Source organism: Arthrobacter woluwensis (assembly GCF_900105345.1).
GTDB lineage: Bacteria > Actinomycetota > Actinomycetes > Actinomycetales > Micrococcaceae > Arthrobacter_E > Arthrobacter_E woluwensis.
This window is the reverse complement of record NZ_FNSN01000003.1, coordinates 3,175,619-3,199,266: the sequence shown is the minus strand read 5'-3', so window position 1 is coordinate 3,199,266 and position 23,648 is coordinate 3,175,619. Positions and strand designations below refer to the sequence as shown.

General features: G+C 67.4%; 21 protein-coding genes and 1 tRNA gene. 8 read left to right on the top strand and 14 right to left on the bottom strand.

All coding sequences use genetic code 11. From position 1 onward, the window contains the following. Positions 1-79: 79 nt before the first annotated feature. From BLV63_RS15090 to BLV63_RS15075, 4 genes are all read right to left on the bottom strand, one after another. Positions 80-1,636 carry a choice-of-anchor G family protein gene (locus tag BLV63_RS15090; RefSeq protein ID WP_066214282.1) on the bottom strand — a complete coding sequence of 519 codons (1,557 nt, stop codon included), beginning with the start codon at positions 1,634-1,636 and terminating at the stop codon, positions 80-82. 466 nt (positions 1,637-2,102) lie between these two features. Beyond that, positions 2,103-2,519, bottom strand: coding sequence for an NUDIX hydrolase (locus BLV63_RS15085; protein ID WP_066214285.1), 417 nt, complete (start codon positions 2,517-2,519; stop codon positions 2,103-2,105). Positions 2,520-2,639: 120 nt separating this feature from the next. After that, positions 2,640-2,712 (bottom strand) — tRNA-Arg (locus BLV63_RS15080). A gap of 42 nt (positions 2,713-2,754) precedes the next feature. Next, complete coding sequence (locus tag BLV63_RS15075; protein WP_066214641.1) at positions 2,755-3,405, bottom strand: hypothetical protein; 651 nt, start codon at positions 3,403-3,405, stop codon at positions 2,755-2,757. 30 nt (positions 3,406-3,435) lie between these two features. Here BLV63_RS15075 and BLV63_RS15070 point away from each other — a divergent pair, with 30 nt between their 5' ends. After that, positions 3,436-4,260, top strand: coding sequence for an inositol monophosphatase family protein (locus tag BLV63_RS15070; protein ID WP_066214288.1), 825 nt, complete (start codon positions 3,436-3,438; stop codon positions 4,258-4,260). 112 nt (positions 4,261-4,372) lie between these two features. Here BLV63_RS15070 and BLV63_RS15065 read toward each other — a convergent pair whose 3' ends face one another. The 3 genes from BLV63_RS15065 to BLV63_RS15055 all read right to left on the bottom strand — a co-directional run bounded on the left by BLV63_RS15065 (position 4,373) and on the right by BLV63_RS15055 (position 7,469). Beyond that, on the bottom strand, positions 4,373-5,005 hold the full coding sequence (locus BLV63_RS15065; protein WP_066214293.1) for a hypothetical protein: 633 nt from the start codon (positions 5,003-5,005) through the stop codon (positions 4,373-4,375). A gap of 283 nt (positions 5,006-5,288) precedes the next feature. Beyond that, positions 5,289-6,302, bottom strand: coding sequence for a MauE/DoxX family redox-associated membrane protein (locus tag BLV63_RS15060; RefSeq protein WP_066214296.1), 1,014 nt, complete (start codon positions 6,300-6,302; stop codon positions 5,289-5,291). Positions 6,303-6,386: 84 nt separating this feature from the next. Further along, on the bottom strand, positions 6,387-7,469 hold the full coding sequence (locus tag BLV63_RS15055; RefSeq protein WP_066214300.1) for an LCP family protein: 1,083 nt from the start codon (positions 7,467-7,469) through the stop codon (positions 6,387-6,389). Positions 7,470-7,571: 102 nt separating this feature from the next. Between BLV63_RS15055 and BLV63_RS15050 the strand changes: the two genes are divergently transcribed. Next, entirely contained in the window at positions 7,572-8,012 is a 441-nt protein-coding gene (locus tag BLV63_RS15050; RefSeq protein WP_066214303.1) for a VanZ family protein, read from the top strand. Here the strand turns inward: BLV63_RS15050 and BLV63_RS15045 are convergent. Next, a complete protein-coding gene (locus BLV63_RS15045) occupies positions 7,990-8,631 on the bottom strand; it encodes an arsenate reductase/protein-tyrosine-phosphatase family protein (protein WP_066214306.1) in 642 nt (213 codons plus the stop codon). The two genes, BLV63_RS15050 and BLV63_RS15045, sit on opposite strands and share 23 nt — an antisense overlap. Further along, entirely contained in the window at positions 8,631-10,160 is a 1,530-nt protein-coding gene (locus tag BLV63_RS15040) for a tyrosine-protein kinase domain-containing protein (protein WP_066214308.1), read from the bottom strand. Before BLV63_RS15040 ends, BLV63_RS15045 begins: the two co-directional genes overlap by 1 nt. A 111-nt stretch (positions 10,161-10,271) precedes the next feature. Between BLV63_RS15040 and BLV63_RS15035 the strand changes: the two genes are divergently transcribed. From BLV63_RS15035 to lepB, 4 genes are all read left to right on the top strand, one after another. Next, the gene (locus BLV63_RS15035; protein WP_082724150.1) at positions 10,272-11,261 is read left to right on the top strand and encodes a helix-turn-helix domain-containing protein; all 990 of its coding nucleotides are present in this window, start codon (positions 10,272-10,274) and stop codon (positions 11,259-11,261) included. 287 nt (positions 11,262-11,548) lie between these two features. Next, positions 11,549-12,052 (top strand): hypothetical protein, encoded by a 504-nt coding sequence (locus tag BLV63_RS15030; RefSeq protein ID WP_066214314.1) that lies wholly within the window; start codon positions 11,549-11,551, stop codon positions 12,050-12,052. Positions 12,053-12,252: 200 nt separating this feature from the next. Further along, entirely contained in the window at positions 12,253-13,377 is a 1,125-nt protein-coding gene (locus BLV63_RS15025; RefSeq protein WP_066214316.1) for a PqqD family protein, read from the top strand. Continuing rightward, positions 13,374-14,141: a signal peptidase I gene (lepB, locus tag BLV63_RS15020; RefSeq protein ID WP_082724151.1), complete on the top strand. Its 768-nt coding sequence runs from the start codon at positions 13,374-13,376 to the stop codon at positions 14,139-14,141. Before BLV63_RS15025 ends, lepB begins: the two co-directional genes overlap by 4 nt. Positions 14,142-14,180: 39 nt before the next feature. Here the strand turns inward: lepB and BLV63_RS15015 are convergent, their stop codons facing one another. Next, positions 14,181-16,184 carry an acyltransferase family protein gene (locus tag BLV63_RS15015; protein ID WP_066214319.1) on the bottom strand — a complete coding sequence of 668 codons (2,004 nt, stop codon included), beginning with the start codon at positions 16,182-16,184 and terminating at the stop codon, positions 14,181-14,183. A 249-nt stretch (positions 16,185-16,433) separates the two neighbouring features. Here BLV63_RS15015 and BLV63_RS15010 point away from each other — a divergent pair, with 249 nt between their 5' ends. Together BLV63_RS15010 and BLV63_RS15005 are read left to right on the top strand one after the other, a co-directional pair. Continuing rightward, positions 16,434-17,711: a lipopolysaccharide biosynthesis protein gene (locus tag BLV63_RS15010; RefSeq protein WP_066214322.1), complete on the top strand. Its 1,278-nt coding sequence runs from the start codon at positions 16,434-16,436 to the stop codon at positions 17,709-17,711. After that, positions 17,692-18,801: a glycosyltransferase family 4 protein gene (locus BLV63_RS15005; RefSeq protein ID WP_139244711.1), complete on the top strand. Its 1,110-nt coding sequence runs from the start codon at positions 17,692-17,694 to the stop codon at positions 18,799-18,801. Before BLV63_RS15010 ends, BLV63_RS15005 begins: the two co-directional genes overlap by 20 nt. Before the next feature lie 67 nt (positions 18,802-18,868). Here BLV63_RS15005 and BLV63_RS15000 read toward each other — a convergent pair whose 3' ends face one another. From BLV63_RS15000 to BLV63_RS14985, 4 genes are all read right to left on the bottom strand, one after another. Beyond that, entirely contained in the window at positions 18,869-19,999 is a 1,131-nt protein-coding gene (locus tag BLV63_RS15000; protein ID WP_066214328.1) for a nucleotidyltransferase family protein, read from the bottom strand. 12 nt (positions 20,000-20,011) lie between these two features. After that, positions 20,012-21,469 (bottom strand): O-antigen ligase family protein, encoded by a 1,458-nt coding sequence (locus tag BLV63_RS14995; protein ID WP_139244710.1) that lies wholly within the window; start codon positions 21,467-21,469, stop codon positions 20,012-20,014. 54 nt (positions 21,470-21,523) lie between these two features. Next, positions 21,524-22,537, bottom strand: a complete 1,014-nt coding sequence (locus BLV63_RS14990; protein WP_175533608.1) for a glycosyltransferase family 4 protein — start codon at positions 22,535-22,537, stop codon at positions 21,524-21,526. Positions 22,538-22,680: 143 nt separating this feature from the next. Continuing rightward, a complete protein-coding gene (locus BLV63_RS14985; RefSeq protein ID WP_066214336.1) occupies positions 22,681-23,610 on the bottom strand; it encodes a WecB/TagA/CpsF family glycosyltransferase in 930 nt (309 codons plus the stop codon). Positions 23,611-23,648: the final 38 nt, after the last annotated feature.

Genomic DNA, 23,648 nt, shown 5'->3' with positions numbered 1-23,648 from the left:
CTGGCGGCGGGCCAGGCGGCGGACACGCCGAGGGTGTGCCGTCCGGTGACGGCACACCCTCGGGTGGGGCGGGCTGCGGTCAGCAGCCGGCCGGGGTCGCCTTCGCGGAGGACTTGCCCAGGTCCAGACGTGCGCCGTCGGCGGACTTCAGGAAGGACAGGCTCAGCGCCGAGAGCGAATGGGAGCTCGGCACCGGGGCGCCGCCCGCAGGGGTGCAGGTCTCGGTGCTCTGGCTGTTGACCTTCACGGAGACCACCTGGGTGGCGGCGGTGAAGACCGGCTGGAGCATGTTCACCACGGTGGAGGTGAATCCGAACTTGATCTGGTTGATGAGCAGATCGAACACCCCGTCGCCGGCGTTGGCGATCACCAGGTTGTAGACCGGGCGGAAGACCGTGCCCACCACGTTGGCGGACTTGGCCAGGGTGGTCACGAGGCTGCCGACCACCCCGCCGAGCAGCCCGCTGCTGTTGTTGACCGGGGCCGGGAGCGTGCCGGTCGCCGCCTGCTTCAGGGTGAAGCTCCAGGTGATGTTGAGACCGTTGGGGCTCAGCAGGAGCGGACCGACCCAGCTGAGCTTGATCTTCACGGCATCGAGCGAGTTCTCCACCGCGCCGACCGCGATGTTGGTCGCGTCATGCATCAGGTCGTGGACCGTCTGCGCGATCAGCGGGTAGTCCTTGGAGTCGATGAGCTCCTTGTTCGGGCTCTGCGAGTTCAGACCGCCGGAGGCGAGCTGGTCCAGGTGGACCTTGACGGTGCCCGTGGACAGATCGATGGTGACGAGCTTGTTCTTGGAGGTCAGCGGCTGGGCCAGCAGCTTCGAGAACACCTTGTCACGGGTGTTGCTCTGCACGGTCATGGTCGGGGTGGGGTGGACGACGCCGAGCAGGCCGTTGAGCTTGTTCAGCGGAACGCCCTGGTTGACGATCTGCTCGATCTTCCGGTCCACAGCGCCCAGACCGTTGTACAACTGGGCCGCCGCATTCTTCACGGCGGAGGACTTCACGGTGACATCGGCCTGACCGACGCGGTAACGGCCCGGGCCGCCGACGCCGTCGGGGTCCTGCAGACGTCCGTTGACGAAGCTGGTCTCCGAGGCGAAGGCGCCGAGGTCCAGCGTGACACTGTCCACGAGGCCCGCCGGGATCGTGGACCCCGCTCCGGCCTTGATCAGGTCGATGTGGGCGGCCTGTGACGGATCACCGGTGGTGGGGAACGTGAAGTTCTGCCCGAGCGCCCCTGATGCGCCACGGGAGTTGAGGGCCGAGCCGGCCTGGCTGATGCTGGTCAGCAGACCGCCGGAGTCCAGCCGGACCAGGCTGGAGAGCGCCACGGACGCGCCGCCGATGGTCGTGCTCGCGGATCCGAGCTGCACATCGTTCGGCACGTAACCGTAGTTGGGGCCCGGGTTGGACGGGTAGGCCGCGGAGCTGCCGCCCCAGGTGACGGCGTTCTTCCCTGTGAAGGACACCGAGACGGGGGCAGCGGAGGCGGAGGACGACGACGGGGTGTCGGCGGCGGCTGGGGAGAGGCCGGCGCTCACGGTGGTGAGTGCCACGACGGCGGTGACGGCGCCGAGGCGTCGCCCCTGCTGCCATCGCAGGGAGGCATGAGAGTGCGGTGAAGAGGTCATGACAGATTCCTTAGGAGTGAATGAACCAAGAGATTTCTCTCAAAGGGTGTTGGAACTGACATCACAAACGTTGACATCTTGGTAAATCGGTGTCAATAAGTGTCCACATGCGGGTGTTTTCGGAATTGCCGGCGCTCCGTAAGGCGAGAGCGCGCACCGCCTCTCGACCTGGGGCTGGACTTCGCCCGGGAGGGAAATATCGCATGCCGGAAATCTGGAGTGCGCGAATTCACGATGATGACAGGCGGGCGGGAGAGCAGGTTTCCCCGGGCCTCAGAACAGGGAAAAGGCCCCGGCCACCATAAGGGTTTCCAGGGCCTTTCCGTAGATCACTGCGCGCAGTCCAGGTGATTTCCGTGACACCACGGCATGGTGAGCCGGCGTCCTGGCGGCGTCGCCCCATCGCCGGACGGCGAACCGAGTCGGCCACCCGAGCCGGCCGCCTCAGTCGGCCGCCCGTCGTGGGTCAGCGGGCCCCGCGGGTTTCGAGGAGCGCCGGGAGGACGTGTTCGGTCAGCAGGGGTGCGAGGTCGGAGGGCCACTCGTGATCCAGGTCGAGCCAGCGGATCGCCTCGATCTCCGCGGCGGGCGTCGCTTCCCAGACGCCGGGCGCGCTGAACACGCTGGCCCTGATGACGGTGTCCGCCTCATTGGCCGCATCCGCGTCCCAGGTGCCCAGGTGCTGGAGATACTCGGGCCGGATGCTGATCCCGACCTCTTCGGCGAGCTCCCGGCTCGCGGCCTGCGCAGCGGTCTCACCGGGCTCGGGCTTTCCGCCGGGGTGCATGAACTTCTCCGTGCCGCGCTTCCGGACCGTCAGGAGCCGCCCCTCCCGGTCGTAGACACAGACGGCGGACACGGTGAGGAACTGCGGTGAACTCATGGTTCAGTACCCTAGCAAGCCGGCGCGGGGAGCGATGTTCCGCGGCGGCGGCACCACTCCCGGAAAGCACGGAACCGCGGCACGCTGCTGCGTGCCGCGGTTCCGGCGTCGAACGCTGTGTGCCCTCGATTGGATTCGAACCAACGACACCGGCTTTAGGAGAGCCGTGCTCTATCCCCTGAGCTACGAGGGCGGGCTGACAACGCCTTTAAGCATACAAGCTCGCGGCCCGCGACTAGGCCTGGGACTTCTTCCGGCCGCGCACGAGCGCGATGACCGCAGCGACGAGGCACAGGACGAAGAGCACCCAGCCGGACACCACCAGGAACGAGGCCCAGGCGACCGCTCCAGCGGACGGGGCGGCCGCGGCGAACAGCGCGTCGACGGCGAAGTTGCCGACGATGCGGACCACCACGAACAGCCCCGTCAGGGACCAGAGCACGGTGCGGAGCCAGGAGCGTCCGGTGTTGATCCCGATCACGAGCGCCCAGGCCAGCCCGAACAGGAGCGGGAACAGCATGCCCGCGGTCTTGTGCACCCAGTTGAGCTGACCGCGCGCGGCGTCGTCCATGGCGCCGCGCAGCTGCTCGATGGCCGCGGTGTCGAAGCCGAACACTCGCGAATCGGGCATCGCGAGACCGCCGCTGAGCTGCGTCATCTGGGACAGTGCCATCAGGTGGAGGTACCAGAACATGAACAGGGCGGCGACGACTGCCGCGATGACGAGCATCTTCGCGCTGGACTGCGGCTGCTGTGCCGGCTGCTGTCCGGGTTGCCGGGAGATGGCGCGCTGCCTCAGCGGGTTGATCACCGGCGGGGGAGCGGTGTCGGGGACGTCGGCCCGGGAGCCGTGCTTCTTGATGCGCTGGGCAGGCGTTTTGGACATGTCCTCCATTATCGCGGATACGCTGGAGTCATGAGCATCGGCCGCCACAGCACCGCCAACCCTGACCCCTCTCTGAGCGACGCCGCCCTGGCCGAAGTGCTGGTCCGGGAGGCCGGCTCACTGGCCCAGCTGATGCGTGCGGCGGGGGTGACCTCGCAGCAGAAGACCAATGTCGCCGACGTGGTGACGGAGGCGGATCGCGCGGCCGAGGCGTACATCGTGGAGCAGCTCCGCCGCTGCCGGCCGGACGACGGCATCCTCGGCGAGGAGGGCTCGGCCCACCCCTCGGCGAGCGGGCGCACCTGGGTGATCGACCCCGTGGACGGCACCTACAACTTCCTGCGGGGTTCCACGTACTGGTGCTCCGCCGTCGCGCTCGTCGCCGAGGAGGACGGCGTCCGCCGCCCGCTGCTCGGCGCCGTCCACCAGCCGGAGGAGGACAAGCTCTGGGTCGGTGGGCGGGACCACCCGGCCACGCTCAACGGCAGGCCGCTGAGCGGCCCGGCCACGAAGGAACTGGCGGAGTCCAGCGCGGCCACCTATATCCACCCCACCTGGCTGCAGGATCCGCTGTGCGCCATGCCCTGGCACGCCGCGGCGGTGGGCGCTGCGTCGCTGCGGATGCTCGGGTCGGGGTCCTGTGACCTCTCCCGCGTGGCGCAGGGCGAGATCGACTGCTGGTTCCAGCACTCCTGCCCCGATTGGGACTGGTTCCCGGGCGCCGCGCTCGTGCTGGCTGCGGGCGGCGCCGTCGACGTCGTGACGGTCAACGGTCTCCGCTGGTTCCTCGCCGGCAGCACGACGGCGGTCGCGCAGCTCCGTGCCGCGATGCTCACCACGCACGTGGGCGGCTGAGCCCCGGACCGCCGGGCGCGTGGCGCCAGGGCGGACAGGAGCACCACGAAGGCCCCGGACGGATGTCCGGGGCCTTCTGCGTGCAAGAGAACGGTTCGTCGAACCGGCCGGCTTACAGGACGGGCGTTGCGGTGCCCGTGTAGTTGAGGGTGCCGGTGCCGCCGAGGAAGGCCGGCGTGATGACGCCCGTGGCGAAGACGTTGAGATCCCAGGTCAGGGTGACGGGGCAGGTGATCTGCAGCAGCGAGGGCAGGCCCACGAGGATCACGTTCACGGTGGCCGTGACACGGGTCGGGCGAACCGGGTTGTTGTTGAGCACATAGGTGCCCGACGGGAAGTTGATCCCACTGAACAGCCAGGTGCCCGGCAGCGCGCCGATCTGGCCGAAGGTGCCGGTGGCGGTGCCGAGGCCCGTGCCGGCGTGGGTGCTGCCATCGCTCATGGTCAGCGTGGCCGACGTGACGATCGACGTGTAGAGCGGCTGGAACAGGTTCAGATTACAGTTGCTGGAATCCATGCCGAACACGCCGGCGAAGGCGAGGGCACCCGTGTTGCCGACTACGACGGACTGGCTGGTGGTGGCGCCGCCGAGCAGGACGCCCGGCTGGATGCAGGTGGGGCAGACCGGTCCGCCGGAGGCGGCCGCTGCGGGGGTGCCGATGGCCGCGGCCAGTACCGGCGTAGCCCATGCTGCGCCGCGGAGAACCCGGCGGCGCTCGATGGACTTAGGCGTCTCGTTACTCATTATTGGCTCCTGGATGATGCGAGTGATGAGCCGGATCCCTAATTCCGGCTTCTAGAGAGTTGTATCACGCTGTCAGAGCCTGTTGTCAATGATTTAAAAGTCTGCGACAGGTAGTCATACGGATTTGATAGGCGTCTCTCGGCAGAGCACATGAAGCCTGCGGCTTTTTCGTCAACGGGAAATTCCCGTGGCGATGTTCAGGGCACCCCGGGAAAAACGACGACGCCGGCGGACCGGTCGCCGTCGTCGCTGAGCGGAATTCCGCGGTTCAGTAAGCAGACTTTCAGCGCTGCTCCGCGGCCTCACGAAGCACGTCCGCGATTTCCTCGACGAAACTCTCCATCTCCTCAAGACCTTCGACGGGACCGCCGGCAAGATATCCGTCCGCCCCGAGCAGCACGGCGGACGGGGAACTGGTGAGGCCCAGGGCCTTCCACGCGAGGCTTTCGTGATCGTAGAGAACACCCTCGGCGGTGGGGATGGAACGGCGGAGTGGTTTGTGCGGCACCGTGCTGAGGATCCTCACGTCGACTTCGGGAATCCGTTCGCCCCATTCGGCGACTTTGCCCGCCGCGACGTGGCTCGGCTTGCACACGCAGTTGAACGCCACCAGGAGCTGGGGCCTGGCCGCTGCGAGTTCCCGCAGGGTCTGCACACCGCCGTCCTCGGACAGCAGCAGAGCCGTGGGAATGGGGTCGCGGGCGTAGTCGGCGTCCTCGGAGTCCGGCTCCTCGGAAGCGGGACGCTGGGGCACGAAGGCGGCCGCGGTCTGTTCCTGGCCCGAGCGGGACACGATCAATGCCGTCAGCGCCAGCAGAAGGGCGGTCAGCGCGATCCACCACGGGGCCTCGGAGCCGTGCGTGATCACGGAGAACACGGTGCCGCCGCTGAATGCCAGCCACAGCGTGAACGCACTGAGAACAAGGAGCAATGAATTCCGGAGGAGGGTCTTTCCTGAAACGCTCTGATCGCCGATACGGCCGAAACACCCGCAGTTCGGACGCGGATCAAAAGTCATGGCGCGGGCGATGACCACCCAGTAGCCGAGAAACAAGGCCGACGACAGCACCGCGGCCACCGCAAAGGCGCCTCGCCAAGGAGACAGCAGGAGAACCGCCAGGAGAATCTCGCCCACGGGCAGGGACCACGCGAAATAGCCGTGTCGCAGAAAACCGGGCAGCCGGAGTTCCGTCACCACGCTGAGCGTTGATTCACGGTCCCGCAGCTTGGCGATCCCGCTCAGAACGAGAACGGCCGCGAGACCGATCGGGGCGAGGACGAGCGCATCCGGTGTCAAAGTTCCTCCACTTATTCCGTTGATCCCCCGGTTTTCGCGGGGTGTTTCCGTCGCGGCGGTCACGGCGAAAAGCGCCGGAAATGCTCAGTTGCCGTTCTTCAGGTTGTTGGCCGCGATGAAATCGGGCATCTTTCCGGCCTTCATCGCATCGGCCAGGCTGTCCGCCTTGGCGGAGTCCAGGTTCACGATCGACTGCCCGTCCGGCGACCAGCCGGTGCCGAGGGTCGGCAGGGTGAACATGACCGTGTTCGAGGGGCGGATGTCCTTGAGTTCCACGGCGAGCTCCCCGGCCTTCTGCCCGGTGAACGCCGAGTCCACCGTGATGAAGGGCGAGATCTCATTGACCACGGAGCTCAGGGTCCCGGGATTGGCGAGCACTTCCGGCTTGGCGATCTTGCTCATCAGGGCGCGCAGGAAGACGCGCTGGTCCCGCACGCGCTGGTAGTCGCCGTCGTTGAAGGCATAGCGCTCACGGACGAACGCCAGAGCCGTGGTGCCGTCCATGTGCATGGTGCCCTTGGGGTAGTGGAAACCCTCCTTGCCGAAACCGCTCGACGTGAAGGCCACGGGGACGTCCACGTCCACGCCGCCGATCGCGTCGGTGAGGCCCTTGAAACCCTCGAAATCGATGAAGGCCACGTGGTCGATCCGCTGCTTCAGCAGGCCTTCCACGGTCTGGACGAGGAGCGGGACGCCGCCGAACGCCAGGGCCGCATTGATCTTGGCTTCGCCGTGCCCGGCGATGGGGATCCAGGTGTCGCGCATGATCGACACGAGGTAGGCGTTCTTCCGGTCCGCCGGCACATGGAAGAGCATGAGGCTGTCGGCCCGCTGGTCGGAGGCCTTGCCCGACTCGGCGGTGTCCTTCGTCGCACCCCGGCTGTCGGATCCCACCAGCAGGATGTTGACGGCGGCCTTGTCGCCCACCTTGGTGACGGCGGGGCGCTGGCTCTCCGCGGGGAAGGCGGAGGGGAGTTTTGCCGTCTTGGAGTCGAACGTGTTCATCAGGCTTGCGACGTAGATGAATGCGGCCACCCCGGCGAGCACCACGATCGTGGCGAAGCTGACCAGGGTCCACAGGGCGACGCGCTTCTTCCGCTTGCGGGGCGCGGTCGAGTCCGTGGTCTGATCCGTGGAGGATTCCGGAGGGAGATCGGTGGGGCTCATGGCTTCCTTGGAGTGGCTCGGACGGGAAGGGGTGTTCCCGGGATGGTCAAGTGGTCTTTTCCTGTAGCCTGCTGACGTTGTTCCGCCGGTGAAAGGTGTTCCATGACGCGGGGTTGGCTGGCCATGGCCCGGGCGGTCTTCGCCGTGTACATCGTGGCGCTTCTTCTGGTGGTGCTTCTCCCGGCGGACGATGCGCGCCATATGACGGGTTTCGTCTCCGTCATCGCCGATTTCCTCTCCACGTTCGGAATCCCTCGTCAGCCGGCCGAAGTGGCGGTCGAGTTCCTGTCCAACATCGTGCTGTTCGGACCGTGGGGGTTCTTCCTCCGGCTGCTGTCCCGGCCGGCCCTTCCGAGCTGGGCGGTGGTGCTCAGCGGTGCTGTGCTGTCCACGGTGATCGAGCTTCTGCAGCTCATCATCCCCGGCCGGGTGACGGCGCTGTCGGATGTCATCGCCAACACGCTGGGCACCCTGGCGGGTGTGCTGCTGCTGAAGGTGGTCCTGGCCATCACGTCCCGCCTCAGTGCGCGAGGTGCCGTGTGAGGCCGGCGGCGATCCGGCGGGTCAGATCATCGATCTGACGGCCCACCGCCCGGTGCACTTCCTCCGGCAGGTTGATCGGATCACGCACGTCGTCCTCCGCCGAGAGGGGCGCCAGATGACGGGCCGACGACGCCGAGCGCACCACCGCGCTGACGGCTGAGCCGACCGCCGCGTCCGCCGGCCGTCCCCACAGCGGGGCGTCACTCGCCGTCGCGCTTCCGTCCACCCGCGGCAGGGCCTCGACGATCCTGCCGAACTCCGCGAGGGTGAAGGTCCGCTGCGCGGCGGTGGGGTGGCGCTTGACGAGGTCGTCCCGCTGGCCCTGCGTCATGGTCAGGACCAGATCCGAGGCTCCCACGATCTCCGCCGAGAGCTGCTTCCCGACCGCTCCCGTGGGGTCGGCTCCGAACTCCCGGGACAGCGCTGCGGGCCAGGGCTCCATGGGAGCGCCCACCACGGCGCGCAGACCGGCGCTGAGCAGTTCGAAATCGCCCAGCCCGGCCTGCCCCAGGCGCGCCCTCAGCAACTGTTCGGCCAGGGGCGAGCGGCAGATGTTGCCGATGCACACCGTCAGAACGGTCGAGGGCGGCCTGAGAGCGGACTGGGCGGAACGGGACATCAGGCCCTGCTACGGTCCCGACGGCGCATGTGGCGCTGCGGCTCAAGCTCCACGGGATCGGTTTCGCTCACCGGGGTGGACTCGGTCACGGGCACGTGGCTGGCGCGCGGGGACTTATCGCCTGCGTCCTTGCGGTTGTAGTACGTGTAGTACTGGTAGCCGTACCCGGAGCCCGCGGCGGACTTGCGGGGCACGCCGTTGATGATGATGCCGAGGGGACGGCCCTTGACGCGCTCCAGGTTCTGGAGTGCGCGCTTGAGCTCGTCGTAGGTGCTCTTGCCGGAGCGCGTGACCACGAGGGCGCCGTCGGTCTGAGCCGTCAGGATGGCGGCGTCGGTGACGGGCAGCAGCGGGGGAGCGTCGATCAGGACGATCGCGTGCTTGGCGATGTCCTGCAGCATCTTCTGCATGACGTTGGAGCCGAGCAGCTCGCTGGGGTTCGGCGGGACGGAGCCCGCGCCGAGGACGTAGAGGTTGCCGCTTTCGCCCCACGGCTGGAGGACCTCGTTGAGGTTCGCGCGGCCGATCAGCACATCGGTGAGCCCGATGGTGGTCAGCAGCCCGAAGGTCTTCGCCACGGTGGGGCGGCGGAGATCGCCGTCGACGACGACGACGCGCTGGCCGGACGCCGCGATGGTCTGGGCGAGGTTGGCCACCACGGTGGTCTTTCCTTCGCCGGGAAGGGCGGAGCTGACCACGATGATGCGCGGCGGGTTGTCCACGTCCATGAACTGGAGGTTGGTCCGGAGTTCGCGGATCGCCTCGGCCACCGCGTGATCCTGCTGGCTCGTGTTCTCGAGGTCGTTGCCACCGTGAGACGCCACGATGCGGTGCGTGCTGTCGAAGTCCTTGTTGAACGGCACCGTGCCGATCACGGACAGACCGGTTTCGGCCTCCACCTGGACGGCGGACCGGACGCGGCGGTCGAAGAGATTCCGCAGCAGCGCGTAGAGCACGGCCACGACCAGGCCGGCCACCAAGCCGATGACCAGGGCGAGCCGCGTGTTCGGAGAGCTCGGGGAGGTCGGCAGCTGGGCCGCGTCGAGGGAGCGGAAGCTCACGATCGACTTCTCCGCGGTGTTCGCGGGGCCTTTCTCCAGGGCGTCGACCTGCTTGCCGACCGCACGGACCCAGGCTTCGGCGAGGTCACGCGCGTCCTCGGGCGTGCTGGCCTGGGCAGTGAATTTCAGGGTCGCGGTGTCGAGGGGATTCTGGGCGCTGACCCGGCTGATGAGCTGTTCCGGTGTCGTGTTCTGGAGCTTGAGATCCGAGATCACGTTTTCCGCCACCGAGCGGGACTTCGCGACGTCCAGATAAGCCTTAGCGCGGGACTTGGAATAGTTTTCGCCGATCATGGCGGTTCCGAGGTCCTTGTTCACCCCCACGGAAATGATGCCACTGGCATCTGCGCTGTACACCTTCGGCTGCAGCAGGCTCCAGCCGAACGCCACGAGGACGCCCAGGACCGTGATGCCGAGGACGGAAACCCAGTGTGCTCTGAGAATTTTCCAGTAATCGGTCAACTCCATGTAGATATCCCCTTGGTGGTGCGGTGAAGAAAAGTCGCTGCGCCAGTGCAGAGGCCTGGCATCCTGAACATCCTAGCCTGTGGATCTAAAGTGTTACTCAATAACTTAGGCATGACATTCGCGTCGCAAGCCGAAGGGGCCGACAACTCGGCGCTGCGGGAAAAGCGATGCGCGGACGACGAATGGTTCGTCGTGGATGCGGTGAGGGGAATAGCGGTGCGGCAAGACGTCCTGGGGGGCCAGGCGAAGGGATCCGGGGGACCGGAGTTCGACGGAGGACAGCAAGGCGCAGGGATTCCCCGGGAATGCGTGGTCGGGGAAATCTCGCTCACCCATCATGAGGGTGACCTTTCGGTTCTCGAATTCCCGAGCGGCTGGGTGGACCTCTACTTCCTGAACCGGGCGGTGATCAGCAATCCGGCCGACGGGCGGGCGCTGGAATGTTCCGGGGCGCTGCTCGTGGTGCCCGGGGGAGAAGGCGTGGTGACGCCGTTCCGGGGCCGCGGTGACGTGGACCGGATCCGGCTGACGCGCAGCACGGCCGAAACCTTCGCTCCGCACGCCCTCGCGGGCCTTCAGTTCTTCCCCACGCTCACCCGCCTGGACCAGGCGACCCACAGCTTCATCCGCGCCATGATGGGCCATTCGGCGGACCGCCGCCGCTCCTCGATCGAGGATTACGCGTCGGAGCAGATCGTCCTGGAACTCGCGGGCAGCACGCTGCTGGAGCACTGCGGATCCTCCTGGGCGCCCGGTTCGGCATCCTCGGCGCTCCGGGACGAGGCCATGGCGGTGATCGCTCAGCGATGTGCTGACAAGCATCTGAAACCGGAGGCGGTGGCGAAGGCCGTGCAGTCCTCACTGCGCAGGGTTCAGGCCGCTTTCGCGGAGGTCGGCAATTCGATCGCGGCGGAGATCCGACGGCAACGGGGCCGGCTGGCAAGGAATCTGCTGACGGATTCCCGCTACGACGTGTTGAGCGTGCAACAGATCGCCGAACAGACCGGTTTCGGCACGACGGCGGCCCTCCGCCGCGCGCTCGACGAACTGTACGGGTGCGGACCGCGGGAATTGCGGGAAGGCCGCGCTCCTCTGGAGTGAATAAATCCTCTTTTATAAGTGGGAGATCACTTCCGGAAAGAGGTGCGGAGCGGCCTTCGGGCCCCGCCTTTTCCCGGAATCCCGGTTCGCGGATGTCAAAGATGTTCGCGAATGCCGCCATAAAGCACGTTTCGCGCACAACTTGTGTCGTTAAGCGCCAACTTTCCCGGAATGGTCTCCTGCCCGCTTCCGCCGTGGTTAGGCTCTCAATCACTAGGGGGGAACCGGCACTCGCAAGGTTCCGCAGCCCACTGACTTTTTGTCGTGAATCGAAACATTGAGGAACCATGAGCGCAGATCTTAAGCTTTCCAACTCCACCAGCCGCCGCGCCGTCGTCAAGGGCGCCGCCTGGTCCGTGCCCGTCATCGCCGCAGCCGTCGCCGCACCGGCGGCCAGTGCCTCCACTTCCGAGCTCGGCGCCCTGGCCCTGAACGGCTCCTGTGGCGTCCTCGGCGTCCTCGGCCCGGGCTTCACCCTGACCGCCTCGCCGACCGCCCCGATCCCGGCCGGCACCGTCATCACGATCACCGGTTCCGGCGTGGCCAACATCGGTGTCTTCAGCGTCACCGGCGGCGTGGCTTCGGTCGCCGTCCTGAGCGGCACCAGCCGCCAGGTCACCCTGACCGCGCCGCTCGCGGCCGGCCAGACCCTCAACCTGCGCACCACGCTCTCCATCAGCGTCGCCTTCGGCCTGAACGCTTCCGTGACCCTGCCCAGCGGCTACACCGCCACCGGTGGCAAGCTCTCCGGCAACGTCAACTCGACGCTGGTTCTCTGCAGCGCCAACTGATCGTCCACCGGGAGATACGGCCGGCTGATGAATCAGTCCGCCGGCCCGATTCCACCTCACGGGGGAGTCTCGAGAAACGCGCCAGCACTTCTGCTGGCGCGTTTCGCGCTTCCCGGGGAGTGGATTAGGGTGATCGAAGGTCGACGACATTGTCGTATGGCATGACTTTTGCTGGAAGAAATCATTGCTGTGGGGGGAAATTGCAGTCCGACGACATTCTGGTGAATGCCCTGGGCGGAGTGGTCCGGGTGCGACTGGACAATTCCGGCCGGCCTCTGGACGAAGCGCGCCTGCGGGCCCTTCAGGACCCGTGGGCCGATGCTCAGCCCCCGCACCGCGACCTGGAGGCTCCCGGCGTCGACGTCTTCGAACTGAGCTGGCCGTTCCCTGACGAAGCGGACCTGGTCCGCTCCGTCGCTGATCTTTCCACGCACGCCACGCTCGCCGCGATCGAGGGACGGCGCGGTCAGCTGCTCATGCTCCACGCCGCCGGCGTCGCCGACGAGAAGGGCCGGGTGCTGGCCTTCATCGGCCCGTCCGGCCGAGGGAAGACGACGCTGGCCAGGACCCTCGGGCAGCAGTTCTCCTACGTCACGGACGAGACCGTGGGGATCGAATCCGACGGCGCGGTGCATTCCTACCGGAAGCCGCTCTCCATCATCCGGGCCGGCGAGGACCACAAGGAGCAGGTGGCGCCGTCCCTTCTCGGGCTCAAGGAGCTGCCCGACGCCGAGCTCCGGCTCGGCGGCCTCGTGCTGGTGTCCCGCGTCCCGGATCTCCAGGGCCGCCCGGAGATCGCGCAGCTGGAACTCTGCGAAGCCCTCGCCGCGATCGTCCCCGAAGTCAGTTATCTCGCCGACCTCGACCAGCCTCTTCAGATGATCGCCCGGCTGGTGGACCGCTGCGGGGCCATCCGCCAGGTCACCTACCGTGAGGCGAGCGACGTGCCACCGCTGGTTCCCGAACTCCTCACCGCCGCGGCCCCGGAACCCTGGGAGGCCGTCCTGCCCGTCCAGGACCCGGTCGGCGCCCACAGCGCACTGAACGAGGAACGCTACGTGCCCGCACCCGTCCTGGACGCGGTCGAGTCGGCGGGGCAGACGGCCATCATCGACACCAGCCGTGTGGTGCACATCCTTGACGGCGTGGGTCCCGTCATCTGGCGATCGCTCTGCGCGGGCCGGGACTTCGACGGCGTGGCGCACGATGTCGAAGCCGTCTTCGGGGTGCCGCCGGAGCGGAGTCTGGAAGCCGCCGTCAGCCAGGTGCTGCGCGCGCTGGCCGACGCCGGGCTCCTCCAGCGATTTCCCGACCACGTCGCATGAGCACCGGAGCAGCGGGCGACGACCGGCCGGAGAGCCTGCCGACGACGCCGGGCGGCAGTGAAGGTGACGCGCCCCGGGCGGGCGGAGGGCGGCGTCGTCGGCCCCTTCTGAAGTCCCTGTGGTTCCAGGTGCTCGCCGCGGTGGTCCTCGTGGCACTCGTGCAGGGATTCCTCGTCAAGGTGTACCAGGTGCCGTCGGGATCCATGGAGAACACCCTCAACGTGGGGGACCGCCTGCTCGTCAACCGCGTCGCCTATGCGGGATCGATGCCGCAGCGAGGCGATGTCGTGGTCTTCCGGAAGCCGGCCTCCTGGGGGCCGCAGAGCGAGCACGGCGCCCTGCGCACGGCCGTCGGGTGGTTCGGCGATCTGACCGGGATCGGCCCCGGGAACACGGACTACCTGGTCAAGCGCGTGATCGGGGTGCCGGGGGACACCGTCGCGTGCTGTGACGCCCAGGGCAAAGTGACCGTGAACGGCACGGCCATCGACGAACCGTACCTCTACCAGGATCTGCCGTGGGCCGCGGGGGCCTCCGCGTGCACGGCCGCCGCCTGGACCGCGCGGTGCTTCCGGCCGGTCACGCTCGGCGCCGACGAGTACCTGATGCTCGGGGACCACCGCTCCAACTCCGCGGACTCCGTGATCTCCTGCCGCAGCGCCACGGTCACCCCGGGGTGTGCCAGGATGGTGTCCCGTGAGGAGATCATCGGGAGGGTGGACTGGTTCCTGTTCCCGTTCTCCAAGATCGGACGCCGTCCCTGACCGCGGATCCGGCGGCCCTGTGAGCCGCCGGAACGACCGTCAGCGTGCCGTGCCCTGCCGCGCATGAAGGTACGGCGCGAGCTTCTCGCCCAGTGGCTGGGCGAGCTTGGTGCTGAACGTCGCGGTCAGGTGATGGCCGTCCCGGTACACCAGGGTGTCGCCGATGATGGGGTCGCAACGGTCGGCTGAGCAGAGATAGTCGCTCAGGTCGATGAAGCCGCTGCCGTGAGCCGCGGCGGCGGCACTCTCCGCGTTCTGGACCTGCGGGGTGAAGGCCGCGGAACGGGCCTTCCCGCAGGCGCTCGCGGCCGTGATCTTCGCCGAGAGGCAGACGGGCGTGCTGACCTTGAGATCCGGGGTGTCCGCCAGGACGACGGTGGTCGCCCGGATGCTGTCCAGGGTCTTGCGCAGACCCTTCTCCCAGCTTTCGCCGTCCAGCAGGCGGGGAAGCGACGCCGCATAGTTGGACACCACGACCAGGGCGACGGGTTCGGAGTTGATCCTGTCGATCACCTTCTGTCTCCACTCCGCGCAACTCGTGTACGGAACTCCGTTGAGCGAGATGCCGGCGAGCACCGAGGGGCACGAGCTCTTGGTGCGGCTCTCGAGGGAGTAGCCGTGGCTGGCTGCGAACGCTTTCAGCGCCGGGAACCAGTGCGCCGCATGGGAATCGCCGAACAGGACGATCCGCGGAAGCTTGGGGTCGCCGTAGACGCAGCTCTTGAGGTCACTCTCGGTGAAGGTGGCGTGGCACCCGTCGTCGTAGATCTCCGCCTGATCAGTGGAGGCCTCGCTCAGCGACGGCTTCAGATTGGACGGGACGAATCCCGTGAAAGCCGGCGCCGCCGAGATCGAGGCCGTCTGCGCGGCGGCATCCGCGTGGAGGGGAACCGAGCGGACGTACAGGAACGATCCGGTCGCGATCAGCGCCACGATGACCGGCGCGACGGCGGCAGCCAGCAGGGAGCGGCGCGGACGGGCGTTCTTCAGCCACCGGCCATCCCGTGCCGGCGCTTCGACGAACCGGTAGAGCAGCCAGGCCAGCGGAACGCAGAGGAGCGCGATCCCCAGCCGGAGCGGGGCGGACAGGTGGGCCTGGAAGACCGCTGCGTTGATGAGCAGGAACAGCGGCCAGTGGACCAGGTACAGGGAATAGGAGATGAGCCCGATGAACTGGAACGGCCGGAGGGACAGGATCGCCGCCGGCCCGAAGCTGGAGGCGTTCACTCCCGCCAGGATCACCGCCGCTGTCGACAGCACCGGAAGAGCGGCCGAGATGCCGGGGAACGAGGTGCTGGAGTCGAAGAGGAACAGCGACGCGAGGATGCCGGCCACGCCGACCCAGCCGAGGACGGGGCCCGCCTTGATGAGATCCGGCCGATAGGCCGCGACGAACGCGGCCAGGCCGCCCGCCCCGAGCTCCCAGGCCCGGGTCGGCAGTGAGAAGAACGCCCACGGCTGTGAATGGTAGGTGAGGACGGCCCCGGCGATGAAGGACGCGACCGTCAGCCCAGCGACGAGGAGGAAGAGGCGGCGGGCGCGGGACCGCATCGCCAGGAAGCCCAGGCCCAGCAGGACCGGCCACACCAGATAGAACTGTTCCTCCACGCCCAGGGACCAGTAGTGCTGGAACAGGGAGGGGGACTGCTCGGACAGATAGTCGGTCCCCTCCACGGCGAACAGGTAATTCGGGACGTACAGCGCGCTCGCGACCGCCCCTTTCCACACTTCGCGGATCAGCATGGGCGGATACCAGATCACAGCCCCGAGCGTGGACAGCGCGACGACGACGAGAGACGCCGGGAGAATGCGCCGGACACGGCGGGCATAGAAGGTCGGGAAGTCCACGTGTCCCCGTGTGCGCAACTGACTCAGCAAATGGGAGGTGATCAGAAATCCGGAGATCACGAAGAAGACGTCGACACCGACATATCCCCCGGTGATGAAGGGCATGTTCGCGTGATAGAGGAGAACCGACGCGACGGCGATCGCGCGGAGACCTTGGATATCACCCCTGAAACCTGTGGTGTTGTGCGAGTTCACAGGATATGACTGTACAGCTTAAGAAATGACTTGTGGCTATTCGCTGTTCATGACGTCGAGTCAACTTCTGGCAATGTGACGTCGCGCTGTGAAACCAGCGGAAGAAAGCGGTCTGCTTCCGGTACGATGGCCAGGGGGTTGGGGTGAAATCGAGCCAGCGCAGGCCTGGCCCCGGGGTGCTGAGGCCAGCGCTCTTTCCCGGCTGGCTGGATTCGACCTTCAAAAGGCTGATGGGCCGGAAATAAATGCATGAACACTCGCAGTAAGAGCGGCAGGGGACTTCTTCAACTGCTGACCGGCACCGTCGGTGCTCAGGTGCTCACTTTTGCGGCTCTGCCGCTGATTTCCCGGCTTTACACTCCGGAGAGCTTCGGCCAGTATTCCCTCGTTCTTTCTCTTGCGGCGATCGCCACGCCCCTGGCGACGCTGCGGCTGGAATCCGCCACCCTTCTTCCGCAGGACACTTCACACGTCCGCTCGATCACGGGAGTCGCCCTCGGCGCCATCCTGGTGATCGGCGTCGTGTATTCGGGAGCCGTTTTCGCTCTGAGTTCATTCGGCGTCTCCGGCCTGAACGTGTCCTTCGGTCTGGCCGTCTGGATCTTCGTCTTCACGGTGCTCATGGCCGTCTTCGAGCTGCTGACCCGGCTCACGCTGAGGAAGAAGCTGTACAGCACCGTCGCGACGCGCACGTTCCTGCGGTCTGCCGCGACCGTGGCACCGCAGCTCGGTCTGAGCGTGGGCCCGGCACAGGCGATTCCCGGGCTGCTCATCGGAGCGTTGATCGGACACCTGGCGGGGCTCGGGGTGATGGTGAAGAGCACCAAGGAGTTCCTCTGCCGGCCCCGGCTCCACGATGTGCGGACTGTCTGGCGCCGGTACTGGCGCTTCCCGGTGGTCTTCGCCCCGTCCGCGCTGCTGAACGCCTTCGGGCTGCAGCTTCCCCTGGTCTTCTTCATCGCCCACTTCGGGATCGGTCCGGGCGGCCAGGTCGGCATGGCGGACAAGCTCATCTCGGTGCCCGTCACGCTCGTGGCGGCGACGATCGGCCAGGTCTTCGCGGGCGAGGCCGCAGACCGGATCCGGTCCGGGGGAGCGGGCCTCAACAGACTCTTCCTGCGCTTCAGCGCACTCCTCGCGGCCGGGGGCCTGGTGGTCGGCGTCGCGGCGGCGACCCTTGCCGAGAGCGTGCTGCCGTGGATCCTCGGCTCGCAGTGGACCACCGCAGGCATGGTGGTGCAGACCCTTGCCCTCAACGCAGCCATCCGGCTCGTCGCGAGCCCGCTGAGCCAAATCCTCATCCTCCTAGAGAAGTCGCTCCTCAACACGATCCTCGACGTGACCCGGGCGGTCCTGATGGTGATCTCCTTCTCGCTGGTCACCGCACTCTCACTGTCGCTCACGCAGGCGACGTTCCTGGTCTACACGGCCATGGCCGTGACCTACTTCGTCACCTGGATCTGCTGCGCCGTGCTCGCTCACAAGGCAGACCCTGGAAAGGGGAAACGTGTTCAGCTCTCGCAGTAGTCGGCGTCGTCAGCGGAAGATCGCTTTCGTCCTCCTGCAGGAAGGACGGCTCGGAGGCCTGGAACGACGACTCATGCGACTGGCCGCTCATCTGATCGGCCGTGGGGTGCCCCTGACCGTCTTCACGTCGAAAGCAGCGTTCGCGACCATCCAGGACGCGGGCATCCGCATCGACTCCGGTCACGTCGTGTTCGTGGACTCGGCCTTGGCGGCACGCGCTCTGGGCGCCCGGGGAGCACTCCGCCTGGGCCTCCTGGGCAGGGTGTTCCCAAGCCTTCTGAGCGGCCGGTACCGCCATGTCCACCTCGTCCATGATCCCGGCAACCTGAGCACCCTGTTCGCCCGGCTGTCTTCGCTCATCCCGCCGTTCTCGCTGACCGTCGCCGACTCACGGCACAGCTACGGCGACGAGCACCTGCCCCCGCTGGTCAAGGCGGCCGCCGTCGACTGCCTTTCCGAGGACATCGCCGACCACGTGCGCCGGCACCTCCCGCGACTGGACGGTCCAGGGCCGTCCGAGAGCCTCGTCAAGGTCGCACCCTGCAGTTTCGCCGATTACCCGGCCGTCATTCCGCCGTACGAGTCGCGCGGCATCGATGTGGTGTTCGCGGCGAGGTTCACCACCGGCAAGGGACTGGACCTTCTGGAGCGGATGGAGCCGCTTCCGACGGGCATCAGCCTGCATGTGCTCGGTCAGCCGGCGTCGGGACCCGACGGGTTCACGCCGGCCGTCGACGGCGCCGAGGTGTACTTCGCGCCGAATCTTCCGTCCGTGCTGGGGCGGGCGCGCGTCTTCCTGAGTCTCCAGGACGAGGAGAACTACCCGTCACAGTCGCTCCTGGAGGCGATGTCGGTGGGCTGTGCCGTCGTGGCCACCGACGTCGGCCTCACGCGCAAGCTCGTCGACGAGACCACCGGCCTGCTGATCCCGAGGTCGCCGAAGGCGCTGCGGGAGGCGATCCTGCGCTTGACGGACGATCCCGCCTGGGCGGAGTCCTTGGGGGCGGCCGGCGCCGTCAAGGTGAGGGCGGAGCACACCATCGATCGCTTCGCCGACTACTTCATCGACGAGGTCCTGACAGGGTCCTGAGGCACAGGGGCTCACGCCGGCCGCTGCCCGTTGTCCGGCCGCTGCCCGCTGTCCGGCCGCCGTCGTCCTACTTCCGTCGCTTGCGGACGAGGCCCATGACGAGCCGCCTCAGGCGGCGCAGCCGGACGAGCACCAGGTGCTCGCTCTCGCTGTCCACGCCGGCTTCGTACTCGATCAGGGACTCGCGCGGCGGCCACAGCAGCCGACGTCCCAGAATGAACCGGTCCCGCCACGACGCGCCGCGCAGCAGCATCAGATAGCCGCCGAGCCGGGTCGGCTGCAGGCGCCAGTTCCAGTTCGCCGGAAGAGCGGTCTCGTCACCGAGAACGGCCGAAGGATAGGCCCGGAGCAGGGGTGTCCGCAGGACGCTGGTGGCGCCGAGCCGGGCGGCTGCCGCGACGACGTCGGGTCCTCCCAGCGTGAGGATCTCCTCGACCTGCTCGAAGCGTGACTTCTCATCGTCGACCCCCAGTGTGGGACGCGCGGTGTGCACGGCATGGATCACGGCGTTGTCCGTGCGGTTCGGCACGGAGATGGGCACGCCGGCGGCCACCAGGGTCGTCGCGCCGGATGCCAGCGTTCCGAACACGGAGCCTCCCGTCTCGGTCAGGCCGGGGAAGCTCCGGTGCAGGTCGAGCTCGCAGCCCCATTCGTCCGGCTTGAGGGTCACGGAGTGATGGACGTCGGTGCCGTGCCAGATGTCCAGGAAGATCCGCCAGCCCCATTCCTGCAGGCCGGCCACCAGGCGGTCGACGTCGGACGGGTCGACCCAGACGTCCACGTCGCCGGAATGCGCCCGATCACGGAGCCCCTGCTGGTGAAGGACCGGCCCCTTGATGAAGACCACGCCGATCCGCTCATCGCGGGCGACACTCGCGACCAGCGCATAGACCAGCTCGTGCAGGGGCGAGACGAGCCAGGGTGGGCTCAGCTCACGGATCCGCGCGGCGTGACCGCTGTCCGCGGAGGCGATGCCGGCTTCTGCGTACTCCCGCACGAGGTCGCGCTGCGCCTCGTCGAGGTCGGCGTCGTCGACCGGTCCTGCGACGAGCCGGCACCACAGCGCGGCGTTCTCACCGGCAAGGCCGATCGGTTCGGACGGGACGCACGGGAGGACCATCACCTCGATCCCGGACCGGTTGTCCTCCCAGTCCCGGAGGTCGAGCGCGCCGTAGGCGGTCGCGACCCAGGTGCTCATGGACGCACCGTCTCAGCGCCCACGGCGGACCATGGCGCGACCGGGGCCGGAGGGCTCCGTGGCGGGTTCGCCGTCGTTCGGGGCCTTCTCGGCGGCGCTCCCGTCGAGGTCGTCTGCCACGGCGGCCGTCGGAACCGGCTTGGTGAAGTAGAGGTGACTGCCCACACCGATGATCGCGTAGAGGATCATGTACAGCGGGTTGTAGAACGACGGGCCCGCGACGGAGTCGAACAGGATGAAGAGCATCCAGCCGAACCCGGTCACGCCGACACAACGGGCCAGGGCGCGGGACTCCGTCTTGGCGGACAGCTTGTAGAACATCCGGATGATCGACAGGACCAGCCCGACGAACGCGAACAGCCCGAGCCAGCCTGTCTCGCCGATCACGGCCGGCCAGAAGGTGTCCAGCAGGAAGTTGGAGGACCCGCGCTCGAGCGGTGTCAGGCCCCAGATGTGGTCGAAGCCGCGGGCGACGTATTCCGGGCTGTAGCGCAACGCCGCCACCCAGCTGGCGTACCGGCCGAAGCCCGCGCCGAAGGGGATGGCGAGGTTGGCGACGTCGACCGCTCCGAGCGAGAGGACCGTCCGCGCGGCGGACGCCTGGCCGGTCTCCGAGAGGTACTCCCGGGAGATGCTGCCGAAGATCGAGCTGAAGAAATCACCGGAGACGAGGATGCCGACGGGCACCGCCAGGACCGTGACGAGGACGGCGGTCGCGCGGGTGGAGGTGCGGGCGAGAAGGCCCGCCCACGCCATGGCCGCTGAGGCCCAGAGCCTGCGGCGCATGCCCAGGAGCGAACCGACGGCCGTGGTGAACGCCAGGAACGCGCTGGCCCGCGACTTGCGCACCGTGCGGCGGTAGCTCAGTGCTGCGACGGAGATCAGGCCGAGGACCGTGGCGTAGATGCCCGGGTGGACGAACGGGCCGATCAGCGAGGGGATCCCGAAGCGGTAGTCGAGGTTTCCACTCGGCGAGAAGACCTGAGCCCAGGGACCGGGGGCCACGAGGTTGATGGCGCCGGTGACGACGAGCGCCGTGCCGATCAGGAAGAAGTACTTCGCGGAGCGCTGGATGTCGCGCGGCGTCCAGTCGAGCTGAGCGACGGCGAACGCGAACACGAGTCCTTTCAGCGCCGAACCGGCGCCGAGGGCGAAGACCTCCGCCGGGGTGGCGTTGAGGGCGTTGCCGATGCCGCCGGCGAACACGAACAGCACGATCCAGCCCATGCCTGGAATACGCACCAGACGCCGTTTCGACATGAGGCGCCCAAGCGGGAAGATGAGGGCGGCCAGCGCGGTGACCACTTCATCGGTGTATGTGATCCACTCGATTTTGAACAGCCACTGAATGCTGTCTTCGAGCATGATGAACCAGACGGCCGCGAAGACGAAGGATTTCGGGAATTTGATCGTCAGGAAAACGCCCAGGAGTGCGGCTGCGATCACGCCGAGTAAAGTCGTTGCTTCCATCAGCGGCTCGTCGCTCCGCATCTCTCGTCAAGGGAGCGCCCAGGCATCACCATGTCAGTCGTCTCCATTCACGGTTTTCCAGAGATGATCAAGAGCGCGGCCCGAAGAACGATCTTCAACGGCGCGGGCGATCGTCGTGCGATCGCAGGACAAAACCGCCTCCGCTGCTTTCGCGATGTCTGCTGGATTGCGCCCCTGAATGATTCTACCGATTTCGTCCGTCAGCACTTGATCCGGATCGGCTTCGGACGTGGCGACGACGGGAATTCCGCTGGCAAGGCCTTCGTACATGACAATCGGCGATCCCTCGAAATGGGATGTCATGAGGAGGACATCCGCATTCCGCATGAGCGTCCCCACTTCGGAGCGCGGCTGTGCGCCGACGAGCCGGATGTGGTCTTTCAGGCCCAGTTCTTCGATTCTCGCGTCGACGTCGGGACGGAGCGTTCCGTCCCCGACCATGATCGCTTTCCATTCCGGGCCCTCCTCGGAGGCGCGGCGCGCCAATTCGGAAAAGACATCGACGGCGAGAACAGGATCCTTCGGCGACTCGAACCGTCCCACCCAGACCGCCGTGGGGGAGTCCGCTGACTGATCATCCGCAGCACGCGGGTAATACAGCGATTCGTTGAACCACGTGCGGACCCGCTGAGCGGGATAACCGAGCGATTGATACAGCTCCGACGAGGCACGGTTGAACACCAGGGTGAGGTCCGCAGCGGCGAGCACCCGCTTTTCCAGGAACCGGTAGAGGCCGGGAGCCTTCTTCCAGAAGCTGTCACCGTGCGCGGCGATCGCCGATTCCGTGTTGGTGTGCACGAAGTAGACATGCCGCCGGGCCGGGAAGAGGCGGGTGACGAGCGACGCTTCCAGACGGTGGGTGTGGATGGAGCTGCGCCGGGTGGAGGTGCGGAGCATCACGAGCAGGATCGGCAGGAGGAGCCGGATCGAATGGGGGATCCGCCGTCGCTGATTTCCCGGGTCCACGCGGGAGAGCGGGACGAAGTCGACCGGCGCCCCGAACCCCTCCACCGGGGTGCGGCGGAGGAGCGGCCTGGTCTGGCTCACTCCCAGGAGGAGGATCCGTTCCCCGGCGGGCGCGTGCAGGAGCATGTCCCTGATGCAGGTGTCGATGCCGCCGGGCACCGGATTCTCCGGATCGAACTGGTGGACGATGATGGCGGTGTAGGGCCCAGTGGCTTTGACGCGGGTCACGAGCCGCCTTTCAGGCTGTCCGACGACGGCGTGACGGGCGGAGTGCCGCTCGGCCCCGTGGTGCTCGACGACGAGGCGCCGGCCTCGGCGCCCGAGCGCAACGTCCGGCGGGTGATCCGCAGGAACCGAGGCCCCTTGATCAGATACCGCGGGGCGAGGCGGCGGAACTCCTGAGCCAGACGCCACGTCCACTCGAGCCCGATCCGCTGCACCGGGCGCGGAGCCCGTTTCTTGTGTCCCGCGGCGAAATCGACGGCCGCTCCGGCGCCGATGTAGACGGCCGCCGGCAGCTCGGGTCGCCAGTGCAGGAACCAGGACTCCTGTTTGGGCGCGCCCAGGCACAGGAACACGATGTCAGGGTTCAGTTCGTTGAGCGCGTCGACGATCTCCCGGCCTGCGGGATCCCCGGGGGTGCCCAGCATCGGGGCGGGGATGCCCACGATCGTCGTCCGGGGGTGCTCGGCACGCAGATTGCGGACCGCGGCTTCGAGCACGTCGTCGGCGCCGCCCACGATGGCGACCGTCCATGCCCTGATGGCGCCTTCCCGGCACGTCGTGGTGATCAGGTCGGCGCCCGTGATGCGGTGCAGATCCCGGGCCCCGAGCTTCCTGAGGAGCCAGAGGAGAGGCGCGCCGTCGACGGTCCGGAGGGACGCCTCGTGGTACGCGTCGACCAGCGGGCTCCCACCCTCCAGATCGATGATGTGGTCGACGTTCGCCGTCACGGCGAGATGGGGCACATCGTCCTTGGCGTGGTCGTCCAGCGTGTCGAGGAAGCTCGACATGTCACCGGTGAAGACCGGCCTGCCGAAGATCCGGGCTTCACCCCGGTGAACCGAGAGCAAGGGGGACGGGTGGGCGTGGGCTGTCCGCGAGGCCGCGGGCGGTCCGGCGGTGACATCCTTGCCGGTTGATTCAGGGCTCATGAGCGAAGACCTTTGAGTTCTTTCGGAGGGGGCGGAGG

What these genes read in the sequence shown, in the direction of transcription:
- BLV63_RS15085 (WP_066214285.1), bottom strand. Translation starts at nt 2,519, where the DNA reads ATGAGTTCACCGCAGTTCCTCACCGTGTCCGCCGTCTGTGTCTACGAC.
- BLV63_RS15040 (WP_066214308.1), bottom strand. Translation starts at nt 10,160, where the DNA reads ATGGAGTTGACCGATTACTGGAAAATTCTCAGAGCACACTGGGTTTCC.
- BLV63_RS15055 (WP_066214300.1), bottom strand. Translation starts at nt 7,469, where the DNA reads ATGAGCCCCACCGATCTCCCTCCGGAATCCTCCACGGATCAGACCACG.
- BLV63_RS15090 (WP_066214282.1), bottom strand. Translation starts at nt 1,636, where the DNA reads ATGACCTCTTCACCGCACTCTCATGCCTCCCTGCGATGGCAGCAGGGG.
- BLV63_RS14995 (WP_139244710.1), bottom strand. Translation starts at nt 21,469, where the DNA reads ATGGAAGCAACGACTTTACTCGGCGTGATCGCAGCCGCACTCCTGGGC.
- BLV63_RS15035 (WP_082724150.1), top strand. Translation starts at nt 10,272, where the DNA reads ATGACATTCGCGTCGCAAGCCGAAGGGGCCGACAACTCGGCGCTGCGG.
- BLV63_RS15045 (WP_066214306.1), bottom strand. Translation starts at nt 8,631, where the DNA reads ATGTCCCGTTCCGCCCAGTCCGCTCTCAGGCCGCCCTCGACCGTTCTG.
- lepB (WP_082724151.1), top strand. Translation starts at nt 13,374, where the DNA reads ATGAGCACCGGAGCAGCGGGCGACGACCGGCCGGAGAGCCTGCCGACG.
- BLV63_RS15065 (WP_066214293.1), bottom strand. Translation starts at nt 5,005, where the DNA reads ATGAGTAACGAGACGCCTAAGTCCATCGAGCGCCGCCGGGTTCTCCGC.
- BLV63_RS14985 (WP_066214336.1), bottom strand. Translation starts at nt 23,610, where the DNA reads ATGAGCCCTGAATCAACCGGCAAGGATGTCACCGCCGGACCGCCCGCG.
- BLV63_RS15050 (WP_066214303.1), top strand. Translation starts at nt 7,572, where the DNA reads ATGACGCGGGGTTGGCTGGCCATGGCCCGGGCGGTCTTCGCCGTGTAC.
- BLV63_RS15010 (WP_066214322.1), top strand. Translation starts at nt 16,434, where the DNA reads ATGAACACTCGCAGTAAGAGCGGCAGGGGACTTCTTCAACTGCTGACC.
- BLV63_RS15075 (WP_066214641.1), bottom strand. Translation starts at nt 3,405, where the DNA reads ATGTCCAAAACGCCTGCCCAGCGCATCAAGAAGCACGGCTCCCGGGCC.
- BLV63_RS15000 (WP_066214328.1), bottom strand. Translation starts at nt 19,999, where the DNA reads ATGAGCACCTGGGTCGCGACCGCCTACGGCGCGCTCGACCTCCGGGAC.
- BLV63_RS15070 (WP_066214288.1), top strand. Translation starts at nt 3,436, where the DNA reads ATGAGCATCGGCCGCCACAGCACCGCCAACCCTGACCCCTCTCTGAGC.
- BLV63_RS15030 (WP_066214314.1), top strand. Translation starts at nt 11,549, where the DNA reads ATGAGCGCAGATCTTAAGCTTTCCAACTCCACCAGCCGCCGCGCCGTC.